General features: G+C 57.4%; 8 protein-coding genes and 1 pseudogene. 4 read left to right on the plus strand and 5 right to left on the minus strand.

Features of this window, described 5'->3' with window-relative positions:
• Positions 1–199 precede the first annotated feature (199 nt).
• Positions 200–982, plus strand: coding sequence for an SDR family NAD(P)-dependent oxidoreductase (locus AAIH70_RS16050; protein WP_430034924.1), 783 nt, complete (start codon positions 200–202; stop codon positions 980–982).
• 56 nt (positions 983–1,038) lie between these two features.
• Here the strand turns inward: AAIH70_RS16050 and AAIH70_RS16055 are convergent, their stop codons facing one another.
• Complete coding sequence (locus AAIH70_RS16055; protein WP_430034694.1) at positions 1,039–1,641, minus strand: response regulator; 603 nt, start codon at positions 1,639–1,641, stop codon at positions 1,039–1,041.
• A gap of 609 nt (positions 1,642–2,250) precedes the next feature.
• On the opposite strand from AAIH70_RS16055, the gene AAIH70_RS16060 reads away from it, so the two are divergent.
• Complete coding sequence (locus AAIH70_RS16060) at positions 2,251–4,203, plus strand: ATP-binding protein (RefSeq protein ID WP_430034696.1); 1,953 nt, start codon at positions 2,251–2,253, stop codon at positions 4,201–4,203.
• Between the two features lie 37 nt (positions 4,204–4,240).
• Here AAIH70_RS16060 and AAIH70_RS16065 read toward each other — a convergent pair whose 3' ends face one another.
• Positions 4,241–4,660 (minus strand): response regulator transcription factor, encoded by a 420-nt coding sequence (locus tag AAIH70_RS16065; RefSeq protein WP_430034926.1) that lies wholly within the window; start codon positions 4,658–4,660, stop codon positions 4,241–4,243.
• A gap of 6 nt (positions 4,661–4,666) precedes the next feature.
• Positions 4,667–7,864, minus strand: coding sequence for a two-component regulator propeller domain-containing protein (locus AAIH70_RS16070; protein ID WP_430034698.1), 3,198 nt, complete (start codon positions 7,862–7,864; stop codon positions 4,667–4,669).
• Positions 7,865–8,139: 275 nt separating this feature from the next.
• On the opposite strand from AAIH70_RS16070, the gene AAIH70_RS16075 reads away from it, so the two are divergent.
• Together AAIH70_RS16075 and AAIH70_RS16080 are read left to right on the plus strand one after the other, a co-directional pair.
• Positions 8,140–8,430: a hypothetical protein gene (locus tag AAIH70_RS16075; protein WP_430034700.1), complete on the plus strand. Its 291-nt coding sequence runs from the start codon at positions 8,140–8,142 to the stop codon at positions 8,428–8,430.
• A 172-nt stretch (positions 8,431–8,602) separates the two neighbouring features.
• Complete coding sequence (locus AAIH70_RS16080; protein ID WP_430034702.1) at positions 8,603–11,341, plus strand: winged helix-turn-helix domain-containing protein; 2,739 nt, start codon at positions 8,603–8,605, stop codon at positions 11,339–11,341.
• A gap of 49 nt (positions 11,342–11,390) precedes the next feature.
• Here the strand turns inward: AAIH70_RS16080 and AAIH70_RS16085 are convergent, their stop codons facing one another.
• On the minus strand, positions 11,391–12,578 hold the full coding sequence (locus tag AAIH70_RS16085; protein WP_430034928.1) for an aldehyde dehydrogenase family protein: 1,188 nt from the start codon (positions 12,576–12,578) through the stop codon (positions 11,391–11,393).
• 4 nt (positions 12,579–12,582) lie between these two features.
• A pseudogene (locus tag AAIH70_RS16090) lies at positions 12,583–12,852 on the minus strand (aldehyde dehydrogenase family protein); the annotation flags it as partial.
• Between the last annotated feature and the right edge of the window lie 24 nt (positions 12,853–12,876).

The raw sequence follows: 12,876 nt of genomic DNA on the forward strand, positions 1-12,876 counted from the left end.
CTTCTGATGCAGTGAGGTTGACGTGTTGGGACGTGTGAAATCGAGTTATAGGATGTAAAAAGAAGTTATGGCGTTAAGGCCCGGGCTCTAACAAATTCCGGAACCGGATTTTACAATATTGTTCGACTTCTTGCCGATAGGAACGGTCGGAGGGCTTTGCCGTACATGCGGCACGCGTTTCGGCATTTCAAAGCAAGCTATGAGGCAACCCGTGAGCGCGGTAGGACTTACTTCGAACCGGATCACAGGGTCTCGGGTAGCCCTCGTCACGCGGGCGACATGTGACATCGGCGTGGCTACTGTACAAGCGCTCGCTCAAAGCGGAGCGGACTTGGCGCTTGCGCTGGAGATCGAGCCCTCGCCTCATTTCATGGAATCCCTACGAGCTTATGGCGGGCGCGTCGTCTGGTTCCCGATCACGGGATCTCTAAACGGCGTCGAGGCAGCTATACTCGTGCGCTCCGTGGTGGCGGCATTGGGGCGCATCGATGTGCTTATCGCCAACACGGTTCGCCGTGTGGAAGGCCAGATCGACGACGGTGATGTCGATGAAGACGCGCTTGACGAGCAAATGGCCACGGATGTCCGGAGCGTCATCGCACTTGTCAAGGCGGCCTCCAGGTCAATGAGCCACGGCGGGCGAGTAATCGCGCTGGGCTCGAGCCTCGCCGACCGTGTCGGAACACCGGGTCTTGCCGATTTTGCGGCCACGCGAGCGGCGATCGCAGCCTTCTGCAGAGGGGCCGCGCACGACGTCGGTCCCCGGGGCATAACGGTAAACGTTGTTCAGATCGGTGCGATCGAATCTCAGGCTGATGGAGGCCTATCCAGGGAAATGCTGGCCGCCGAAAGGGACGCCAATGTCCTTGGAAGACTTGGCAAACCATCTGAAGTTGCCGAGGCCATTATGTTTCTCGCAAGCCCCGGAGCCGCGTTTATAACCGGCAGCGTCTTGAATGTGGACGGCGGCTGCAACGCGTAGACCGGCTTCGACGCAGGCCGCACCGCGCAACATGAAAATCCCCCGGAATGCAGGTGTCAGAGACCGAGGATACCGCGCTTCAGCCCGATCGCCACTGCATGGGCCCTATCGTTCGCGGTGAGCTTGCTCAGTATGCTTTTGACGTGCCCTTTGACTGTCTCCTCGGTGATCGACAACACCAGACCTATCTCCCGGTTCGAGTTGCCTTCCGCGACCAAGGCCAACACCGATATCTCCCGTGCGGTCAGAGATTCACCATCGGCATAAGTAGCCAGTGTGTTCGCAATACCTGCATCGACGTGCCGTCGCCCGCTCACCACCGACCTTATCGTATTTATGAGATCCTTCCTGACGGACGATTTGAGCAGGTAGGCTTGGGCACCTGCGCCTATTGCCCTGCTTGCCAATTGCTCGAAATCGTATGTTGTCAAAACGATGACACGGGCGTTCGGATGCTTCTTGCGGATTTCCGTCAGGACGTCGATGCCGTGGACTTTAGGCAATTGGAGATCGAGAAGCATGACATCCGGCTCAAGTTCGCCGTAACGCCGTATGGCCTGCTCACCATCGGAAGCTTCTCCGACCAGTTCGATGTCTGCGTGCGCGGCTATCAGAGCCGCTAATCCTTCGCGGATGAGCAAATGATCGTCGGCGGTCATTACTCGTATGGGGCGTGATGTCATGTTTCTCAGCCGCCGCGGCACGTGTGCCGGCAAAGACATCGGCGAATCTCCGATCGGTCTCCGCTGGCGGCAACCAGGCTGGAACCTATCCGTAACGGCATCAACCCCGCTCCCTTCTGCATTCACAATACTGATTTCGACGTTGTCCGGTTTGCCAGACCGGGGGTCTTGCTGACAAGTCCAATACCGCCCCCCCCGATCGTAGAATTTGGGCCGATGTTGTCCACCCTCGAAAGAGGGACCGAAAAAACCATCGATGCAGCCATTGACCCAGCTCGCCTTTAGACAATGACCTACCACAATGGATAGGTATCGACCCGGGAAATATCGGTGTTACCTCGCAGGCCTAATACAGCCATGGGTAGGGAGCCCTCAAGATTGCAGGAGGAGGCAATGTTGTTACGGCGTATGGTCGCTGTGGTTTTTGGCCAACGAAAGATGACCGCTTCAGAAGCTGGATGCAGGACTTCGAGAGCGAAACGCCTGGAATGTCGACGGTTCTGTGCCACGCCCTCCGAAGAAATGGCAAGTTGTCGGGCTTGAGCGATGTCTCGGGCTTCCCGCGATGGAGTGTATGAAGAAGCGATGTCGTTCATCCGCAAAAATCTGTTTGCCAGGCGTCGCTTGCGGGGTCCTAATGAAATCGGTTCACCGATTAATGGGTCGACCTCGCTCCTCGACCCTTGGCATGTCTCGTGGTCATTCGCTTTAACACTCTGGAGCTTGGCTTTTCTATCGCGGATGTCCGATCGCGGCGAGTTACCGACCGCTCTGACTTACGACTGGATCGAAGCGTACAGTATTGCGGCCCTTGCGATTGTTGCTATTGCCTCGTTAGCGAACGCATTTCTTCGCGCTCGTCCGCAAATTTCACCGGAACCAACCTTTGAATCCACCGACGCTCGCCAGGAGCTCGGCGATGCCCTGCCTCATGTCGTCTGGGGCACCAGCGCGGATGGGCGGTGCGAGTTTCTTAATGAACGATACACCGAGACATTCGGCACCCCCCGTCTCAAGGCGATCAACGATCAAAGCTGGGCCGATCCTATCCACCCGGACGATCGCCCCAAGATGTACCAAGCTTGGCGTGCCGCGGTCGATAGCGGGAGCTCGAGCTACTCGGCGCACGCTCGTGTGCGCATGAGTGATGGTTCTTATCGATGGATGGAGTCGCAGGGCCGCTCGGTGAGATCGGCCGAATCCGGAGAGGTGGCAAAATGGTTCGGCAGCCTAGTCGACGTCCAACCCCAGGTGGAGGATCGCGAGACCATCACGAGACTACAGTTCGATCTGCAAACCATTGCAGACGAATACGAAAAATCGCTTTCACGCGCGGACGAGCGCCTGAACTCCCTCTTCGAGCCGAGGGAGATAAGCTGGGTGGAGTACGACATCAAGTCCGCGCGACCGTTAACCGACGCCCTCAGGAATGTAGGGGTAGTCGATATTCCCGCTTATCTCGAGACGAACCCCTCACGGACCGACGAGGCAAGGCAGGGCATCCGGGTCTATCGGGCCAGTGAAGATGCGTCGAGAGCGCTCGGGCACGAGAATGTTCCGGACACGATCTCTCAGTGGACGGGCGCCGACGGCGTTCGCAATCTTGATGTTGAAACTGCTGTCCTCGCCGCCCTTCTCAATCGCGTGACGGCGACATGCGGCATTACAGAGCTCGTCGATGCCCAAGGAGTCACACGCACAGTCCCCTTCTCGATCTGGATCACGGAAGATGGTGTCGCCAGAGTGTCGTTCTTCAATACTAGAGAAGTCTACAGTCGGGCGGAGCGAGCTAGTGCCGCACGGCAGGAACATGCTCGGGCGAACAGGATTGCCTGCGCGTCCGCGCTCTCTACAACCCTCGTTCACGAAATGAGCCAACCGCTTACCGCGATCTCGCTAGATCTGGCAACGGCCGGCAGGCTCGTCGCAATGGGACCCGGCGGCGCGGAAGCGGTCGGCAAAGTCATGGAGCGGCTGCGCTGGAACATCCAGCGCTTGACGGAAATAGGAACCAAAACCCGCGAAAGTCTCCGACCCAACCGTCATAACCGGCGGCCTGTGGACATCCTGGAGCTTTCGAGGCGTTCAATAGATCTTGTTTTCGGCCCACTCGACCTGGAAGATAGCTTGGTCGAGGTATCGGCGGACAGCGATCTCCCGCTTATAAAGGCGGACCCGGTGGCTTTGCAGCAGGTTCTTTGCGCCCTACTACTGAATGCGTTCGAAGCGGGAAGTTCCCCTGACCGGCCGGCGACAGTCTCCTTAGCGATCTCCCGCCCGCTGCATGCGACGGAAGTAAGGATTTCCATTTCGGATAGCGGCTCTGGAATTCGCGATGAGCATCTGGCGCTCGTCTTCGACCCTTTCTTCTCGACAAGACCCAACAGGCTGGGTTTCGGTCTGACGGTGTGTCGTAGCGTGGTAGAAAGCTTCGGAGGAACGCTTAGCTTGAAGAATAGAAGCGACGGAGGAGCCGTTGCAGAATTTTCAATTCCGATGATTGATGGTAACGCTTTCGACGCCTCTCCACAGTGTTGATCTAGCTCACATCGTAAGTCGATCAGGCCACGTCACCTCAGTCGAAATCGTAACCGGCTACACGCATCACGCCTGCGATTATGTCGTCTATGTCGCTTCCCTTGCTAAAAAAGGCCGTGGCTCCGGCTTCCATAGCCTTTGCTTTGGTAATGTCGTCATCCTGCGATGTGATGAAGACGGTCTTGAAGGTTACATCCCTTTCTCGCAGTAAACCCTGAAGTTCCAGGCCACTCATTCCTGGCAGTCTTTGGTCCAGGATCAGACAGGCGACCTTATGATCCGCCACATATTCCAAAAACTCCTCCGCCGTCGGGAAGATGACGGTTTCGCAGTCGTATGAGCTGAAGAGATCCGAATAGGCTCGCCGTACGGCAAGGTCATCTTCGACGATCGCGATCGGAGGGCGAGACAGCTTCTTATTCCTCGGACTTGAGCCAATGAGGCTGCATGTGAGTATTAGCGGCTAACGTACATGGTGTGCGGCCAACCTGCGAGATATCGACTGGAGACGGCTCTCCGTCGTACTCATTTTTAGGATGACCTTTGTACCTTGACCATCTTGGCTGGATATCGAGAGCTGTGCGCCGAGGTTCGACGCGCGCTCCCTTATCCCCGCGATGCCATAATGGCCTGAATAATCCAAGTGTTCCGATAAGGCGGGCATCCCTTTTCCGTTATCGCAGACGACAATTTCCATGCGGGCACCATCGAAAGTGAAACGGCATTCGATTTTGTCCGCCCCCGAATGAAAATAAGCGTTTCTCAGGGCTTCACGGCATATTTGACGAAGTTCGTCACGAACCTCGACCGGAAGACGTGGCTGTTTGCCCGTCACCTCCAGGGAGAATTGTGAATGCGCTCCCTCGGGCTGGAGCGTCGAGAGTTCGGCCGCATCCTCCTCGACTAACGTCAAGATGTCTGCCGTAGCCTTGGCGGGATCGCGGAGTGACTGGATCGTATCTCGCCCTTCGACTATCGCGTCATCGCTCTTGAGCAGAATGACGTTGAGCATCTCAGAAGCCTTCGCTGGTTCGCCGGGAAGCAGATTCCGCACCGCTTCGAGACGGTAGATCAAACCTTGGAAGCTCTGCAGGAGCGTGTCATGAAGATCGCGCGCGACGCGTGTCCTTTCGCCGAGCCGCTCCTCAAGGCGCGCGTTGTATAGCATCTCGATCTGCATCATCCGCGCCTTGTATGCGGCGATGATTGCCGCGATGGACATCAGGCATACCAGGGTGATGAACCACCAGCTACTCCACCACGGTGGAGAAACCTGTATCGCCAGCGAGCCGGATCCTTCCCATTCCCCCCTTTCCGTGGCTGCCTCGACCACAAGTTCGAAGGTGCCCGTCGGAAGTGTCGCAAAATTGATCGTCCGCAACGCCGACGGCAGGAGGTGCCAGTCGGTCTCTAGCGGGGCTATACGATATCTGTATCGCACGGCCGCGGGATTCGAGAAGTCGAATGCCGAGAAGGATACGGCGAAGTTCTGGTCATAGCGAATTCGATACGCGACGTCGGTATTTCTAAGGGGGTAGAGGACCGGCTTGTCCTCGATCCTGATGTCCGTAAACAATACCTTGGCCATCGGGTCTGCGGAGCGGATTTTCGAAGGGTCGACGACCGCGGCACCCGGGAAGCCCGCGAAGTACATTCGGCCGTCTTGGCCGCTATTGCAGGCATGCCATCCACCCATGTCGTTGCCCGGCAGCCCGTCCGCACTCGTGAAATTCTGGAACATTCCAGTGGCCAGATCCAACTTGGAAACGCCGCGGTTCGTGCTGATCCAGAGGTTCCCGTCGCCGTCCTGTCGCGTGCAGCTCACGGCATTTCCGGCGAGGCCGTCCTTTTCGAAATAAGCCGTGAACTTTCGGGTGGCGGGGTCGAACATGTTCAGGCCGTTGTGAGTGGCGATCCACAAGCGGCCGTCGCGCGCCCGAAAGACATTGTTGGTGGTGTTGTTACTGATCGTCGTTGGATCGGAAGCGTCGTGGCGAAATTCCTCGAACTCCTCCGTGACCTTGGAAAACTTCACGAGCCCAACTCTGGAACCGATCCAGAGATTGTCGTGATCGTCCTCGTCGATTGAAAAAAGCTCCTTGTTCAGAGAGCTGTCCGCCCTATAGCTCTTGAAGGTCTGCGTCTTGGTGTCCATCCGGTTGAGACCGTTCCAGGTCGCGAGCCATAGAATCATTTGCCGATCCAGGAAAACCCGGGTCACTACATCGCTGCTTATCCAATCACGCCGCCCGCGTTCATATCTGTACGTTTTCGTCCTGCCTGTCTCAGGGTCGAAGGAAATCAGACCTGTTCCGATAGTGCCGATCCACAGCGTTCCGTTCTCGTCTTCCACCATCGACAGGATCTCCACCGAGGCGCCGCTTCCCGCTAGGTCGAATATCCGTAACTGCCCTGCGGTGTCGATACGCGTCAGCGCGCCACCGGTGCCCATCCAGACATTGCCCTTTCGATCTTCCAGGATCGCGTTGACGAAGGTCTCGCCGAGCTTGTTCACGTGGCCGGAGTATGGCCAGACCTTGCGGAACGGCAAGGGCTCGGGAGTGAAGACATTTGGTGGGCTGGCATGCAGCCCTGTCCAGATATTGCCCTGGCGGTCCTCGAAGATTTCGATGGCCCTGTTTTCGGATAGGCTCTGTGGATCCGTGGGATCGTTCACGTACTGGTCGAATGTGAAATCGGCCCGGTTGAACCGCAAAAGGCCAGCGCCCATGCTGACAAGCCACAGATCGCCGTTACGAGTCTCTATCATCTTGTAGACGCCGGACATAAGCCCATCGGCGCTATTGCTGAACGATATCTTCCTGACCGTATTCTGATCCCGATCGTAGAGCGCGAGGCCACTGCCCGACCCCCAGAGGATCCAGAAGAGGCCCTTAGAATCTTCAAAAAACTGAAACTCTCGTGCTTCGATCCGTAGCGGAATGCGGCGGTTCACCTTCCCGGTGTCGGGATCGAATGCCTCAAGTCCATTCCCGGTAGCTACCCAGAAGACGCCTTCGCGGTCGGTAGCAGTCGATTTGATGTCGTCGGTACTCAGGCCGTCGTCCCGACCTTGTACCTGCCCGAAACGCTTGACACTACCCGTTGCGGTGTCGAGCCTGTATAAGCCCTGCGAGGTTGCAAGCCATAGGAAACCATGACGGTCTTGGCTGATCTGCAGGACCGTCGGCGTCGATTCATCAAGTGCGAAGTGCTTGAATTTCCCGGTCTTCCGGTCGAAGGCATCGAGTAGCTGATCAGTTCCTATCCAGACAGTCCCATCGCGGTCCTTGAACGTCGAATAGATATAGACCCCGCTTAGGCTATCCGGGTCGTCACGGTCGTGCTTGAAAACCTGAAAGGTATAGCCGTCAAATCTATTGATCCCGTGCTGTGCGCCGAGCCACATATATCCGTCGTCATCCTGAATTATCTGGCCTACCCGGGTCTGCGAGAGCCCTTGGGACAACGACAGCTTGGTGAATTGGATATCACTTTTCGGTATGAGCCGGCTCGTGATTACCTCGGAGAGGACCATAGCAGTCGGAACAAGTTCGTCAGCGCGTGCGAGGCTTAAAGGGGCCATCAGGATGAAAAGCTTTATCGCCAAAGCCCAGAAAAATGTCCGCGGCGAAACCCTCCACGCAAAACAACTGATCAAGACGCGCCCCCGCGAAATACAAAAACAACGCTCCGGATTATGTCCGAAGACCAGAATTCCACAAGCTGTAGTAGAATTCCGGTGTCCCGATCGAGCGAGTTCTAAATAGTCCGTCATCCCGTCGATCCGCAAGCTCTCGATGAGCAGACACATCTTGGGCGAGCCCCCTCTTTCGAGGGTGTGCGGAAGGATCCCTATGGAACAGTATACCGCTCAGTTCGCAATACTGGATATCGACAACTGTCAGGCAACCTATTTTTACGGGGACGGCGTAGATGACGACTTTAAACGCTACTCCAGATGATATCGCTGATGCTGGCCGCGACCAGGCATCCGACGGATGCCTGTCGGCACTTGTCCCGTATGAAAACGCCGCGCCTTCGACCGAGCTTGCCGAATTGCTCTACCTGTTGAAACTTGGCGTTAAGACCAATCTCCGCTGGATAGGAAGAGAGCAGCCGGATATCGACGCGGCGCGCAAAACCTCCGCGCGACTGTGTACGTATGTCGATCGCCTGGAAACATTGATCGCATCGGCGAACCCCAATCACCCTGAACGCCTCTGAGTTCAAGGCGAAAGCAGCCGACCGCGCGGGTACGTGCAGGCCCGGCATTAATCACAAAGGTCTCGAGTAACACATGCGGGCGAACGGAAGATTGGCTCGCCCGTTGCTTTGAGCGTCGACAGATGTGATATCCGTCATAGAAACGAATTCTGGCGGTATCTGCGGCTCAACGATGACTCTTATCAAGTTCGGCACCTTTGAACTCGATCTCGTCAACAAAACTTTGACGGAATCCGGCAGACCGTACCAGCTCGGCAAGAAGGCGCTGGATTTATTGGTCGCGCTTTTAGGGAGAGCTGGGGAGATCGTTTCTAAGGAGGAGTTGCTGAGAGCCGCTTGGCCGACGACTACCGTCGACGAAGGCGCTTTACGCGTGCATCTGATGACACTTAGGAAAGCACTCGGCGAATATAGCGATCAACGGTATATCGAGAACATCGCCGGACGTGGCTACATTTTTGTCGCGCCGATTGAGCTTTCCGCGCCAGGCGCGGCCACGCCTGCTGGGTTGGCGATCGCGCCCGAAACGAACCTGCCACGATTTGCGAGCCGCCTGGTCGGTCGCGAGGACTTCATCGAAACGAGCTTGGCCGCACTTGCATCCACGAGGCTGCTGACGGTATCGGGTGCGGGCGGGATAGGGAAAACCGCAGTTGCGCTGGAAATCGCCGCTCGTGTCCAGTCTTCAAGGCGGGTTGTCTTTGTCGATCTTGCGGTTTTGAAAGACGGTCGCTTGCTTATGCCCACGTTGGCATCACTGTTAGGCATCGTTCTCTATACGGATGACCATCGGCAAGCAGTCCTCAATTCCCTGCAGTTCAGCGACGTTCTTTTCCTATTCGACAACTGCGAGCATTTGATAGAGTCCGTAGCAGTCGAAGCCGACCAAATTCTCAAGGCGACGACACACGTGGCGATCCTGGCGACAAGCCGAGAGCCGCTAAGGTTGGCTGGCGAGCGCGTGCGGCAGTTGCCGTCGCTGCCCATCCCCGACTTCGGGGTGCCGGCGGAAGAGCTTCTGTCTATTCCTTCCGTGGAATTTTTCGTGGAGTCGGTGAGGCTTGCATCTGACTTGGAAAACTTCGAGGACGACGAGAGCCTCCAAGCTGCGGCAGCTATCGTCCGGAGCCTTGACGGCATTCCTCTGGCGATCGAACTCGCGGCATCGCGCGCAAGCAGCCTCGGATTAGAAAGCGTTCTCGGATCGCTTGATAACCCGCTGTCGATCCTGCGCAGGGGACGACGTACCGCGCCCCCACGGCAACAGACCCTGAGGGCAACCCTTGACTGGAGTTACGAGAGCCTAGAGGTTGATGAGAGGCTGCTTTTCGCCATCATCGCGGTCTTCCCCGGAACCTTTTCGGACCAAGGCGCGGAGGCACTCGCGCGTGAATGGCTCTCCGGCGAAAGGTTCGACAATGCTTTCGACGGATTGCTCCTCAAGTCGTTGGTGGCGGTGTCGACCGCCGACGGCAGGTACCGTCTTCTGGATACCACAAAGGGATATGCGGCCGAAAAGTTGGGCGATAGCAAGCTGGGAAATGCTTATCGACTCGCGCATGCGCAATACTGCCGCGAGGAACTCCTGAGGGCGGAGTACGACTGGCGATCGTTCCCCACCAGCGACTGGACCCAACGGTATGGCTCGCTGATCAACGATCTTCGCACCGCTTTGGACTGGGCGCGCTCACCTGATGGAGACCTAGACCTGGCTGTCGAGCTCATCGCTATATCAAATGTGGTTTGGGTCCAACTGGGGGCCATGAGCGAGCAGTCGATTGCCATCGAGGAGGGCCTGAAGCTCCTCGCGTCCACGAGGCACGTAGGGACGGACGTCGAGCTGCAACTTCGTATCGCGCGAGGCAGCTCTCTGTATCACACCCGTGGCTTCAAGAGCGACAACGAAGCCATCGCCGAATTCGAGCGCGCCATCGCCATCGCAGAGCGTCTCGGCAATGCGGTTCGCATAATGAGGGCTTTTGGCGGCAAAGCATCCGTGACGAGCTCGAACGGCAGCTATCTCGACTCAATCGCGATCGCGAAAGACCTGAAATCGAGATTTCCCGGGGCCTTGAGCTTCAGTAGACTGCTCGAGCACAATTATCTCTTTCATGGAGACTTTTCCGCCTCACGCGAGCAGGCGGAAATTTCGGTGATGGAAGCCAGCCGTGCGGTCCGCACGACACAAAACTACGGCACGGGCTACGATCAAGGAACGATAGCTAAATCAGTTCTGACGATGATCGACTTTCTAGAGGGGAAGGTCGACAAGAGCATCCTCGGCATACGAGATTTGCTCGCCGATACCGAAGCACTCGGACACTCTATATCGACGTGTTTGATGCTGTGTCTTAGCGCTATGCCGATCGCCTACCTTGCCGGCGACATCGCGGATGCCAGATCGAGACTTGACGCAGTCAGACGGATAGCGGCCAAGGATATGCTGGTCCGTTGGCAGGAATGGGTCGATGGATATGACCTTATCGTCCCCCATTACACTCAGACCGACGAGGCTCAATCGGAGCTACAGCGCGCTCTTCTCGAGGCGGTCGGCATGAGGCTGGAGTACATGACAGTACTTGCCGGATGCAGAGCCTCTCCCGCAGCTTTGGATCGAGCGTTATCCGGCGACGCCGGCTGGTGTAGACCGGAACTGCTAAGGCTCAAGGCGGTTACCCTGATAAAAAATGATCGCGCTGCGGCGACAGAACTACTCAAAGAGGCGGTAAAACTCGCCCGCGCGATGGGGTCGGTTTTCTGGGAACTCAGATGCGCTGTCTGCGTATTCAGGCTCGCGACGTCACGGGAAATCGCCGCGGCGCGAAGCGACCTCGAATCCGTTCTAGCGAAATTCGTGTGCAGCCACCCCTTACCGGATATCATGATGGCGCGCAGGCTCCTCGACGAGTAATACGCTCTCCGGCGGCGTCGCCTCCGAAGAACGTGTCAATGCCGAGCGTTCAGGCCGCTTTACGAACGTTGGTGATCCTTCGCTGCGTGAAGTCTTCCATGCCTTCGATACCGTTCTGCAGGCCCATGCCGGACTGCTTTGCGCCGCCAAATGCGGCCTCGTACGGGAGCGACATGTGCTGGTTCACCCAAACTGTACCGCTCTCGACTTGGTAGGCAACCGAGACGCCCCTCTCGACGTCACCGGTCCAGATGACACCGCCTAGACCGAACTCTACACTATTCGCCTCGGCGATCGCTCCCTCCACATCATCGTATACTTGGATCGGAAGAATCGGACCAAACTGTTCCTCCTTGACGAGACGGGCGTCGTTCGGCAGGTCGCGTACTATCGTCGGGCTGATGAAATAACCGTCCCCATCGATCCGGTCTCCTCCGGCAACGATACGGCCATTGGGGCGCGAGCCTTCAATGAAGCCCTGCAGCTTGTCGTACTGCATCCTATTTTGGATGGGGCCGACCGTGGTGCCCTGCTCCAGGCCATCGCCAACCTTGGCCTCCCTAGCAAGCGCGACAAGGGCTTCGGTGAGCGGTTCGATGAGCTTTTTCGGCGCGTAAACGCGCTTGGTGGCGAAGCAGATCTGGCCGGCATCGAGCGTGGCCGCTCGGAAGATCGCCGGAGCGACGTTGTCGATGTCCACATCATCGAGAACGATGGCGGCATCGTTGCCGCCCAGTTCAAGCGTGAAGCGCTTGAGGGTGCTCACTGTGCTTTCCAGAACCTTCTTTCCCGTCGGAGTCGATCCGGTGAAACTGACGTGAGCAATGTCTTCATGACTGGTAAGGAGGGGCCCAAGGTCGTTCGTGTCGGCCAAGGTCTGGAAAACCCCGCTCGGAAAGATTGCCGCGGGCAGTTCGCCCAGCAACAGCGTCGTCAGTGGCGTCGTCGGCGCGGGCTTGGCGATAACCGGATTGCCCGTCATCAGCGCCGCGCCGATCTTGTAAATCAGGAGCGACATCGGGAAGTTCCAGGGAGTAATCGCAGCAACGACACCTTGCGGGTATCGTTGCTCGACTATGTATTCCTGCTCGTTATCCCGGATGACACGCGGCTTGATTTCCTGGGAACTGAAAAAACGTAGGGCCGCCACCGATCCGCGGATTTCGGCTTCCGTCTGCGAAAGCGGGTTTTCCCTGCTCGAGTGTGAGCAGGCGTGCGAACTCAGGAGCGCGAGCATCAAGAGCGGCTGCGAACGCTTTGACGTAACCGGAGCGATACTCGTAGCCGAGCGCCGCCCACGAGGGAAACGCCTTCTTCGCGGCTGCGATCACCCTAAGCGCGATCGTCGCGTCCGCTCGTGGAGCCGTCTCGAATTCCCTGGCGGTCGCGGGATCAATCACCGCTACGTTCTTTGCCCCGTCAATAAGTTGACCGTCGACCAAAAGTCTGTAGCTCTTTGGTAGGTCCTCTTGAGAGCGCCACGTTAGGGGCGTCGTATCTTGAGCCCTCACGGGCTAGCGTGTTCGACGGCCGCG

Source organism: Neorhizobium sp. BT27B, assembly GCF_050455485.1.
In the GTDB taxonomy this organism is placed as follows: Bacteria; Pseudomonadota; Alphaproteobacteria; order Rhizobiales; family Rhizobiaceae; genus Neorhizobium.

Bases quoted from the DNA above. Each gene is read 5' to 3' on its own strand.
- AAIH70_RS16050 (WP_430034924.1), top strand. From the start codon at position 200: ATGAGGCAACCCGTGAGCGCGGTAGGACTTACTTCGAACCGGATCACA.
- AAIH70_RS16055 (WP_430034694.1), bottom strand. From the start codon at position 1,641: ATGACCGCCGACGATCATTTGCTCATCCGCGAAGGATTAGCGGCTCTG.
- AAIH70_RS16060 (WP_430034696.1), top strand. From the start codon at position 2,251: ATGTCGTTCATCCGCAAAAATCTGTTTGCCAGGCGTCGCTTGCGGGGT.
- AAIH70_RS16075 (WP_430034700.1), top strand. From the start codon at position 8,140: ATGACGACTTTAAACGCTACTCCAGATGATATCGCTGATGCTGGCCGC.
- AAIH70_RS16080 (WP_430034702.1), top strand. From the start codon at position 8,603: ATGACTCTTATCAAGTTCGGCACCTTTGAACTCGATCTCGTCAACAAA.
- AAIH70_RS16085 (WP_430034928.1), bottom strand. From the start codon at position 12,578: ATGCTCGCGCTCCTGAGTTCGCACGCCTGCTCACACTCGAGCAGGGAA.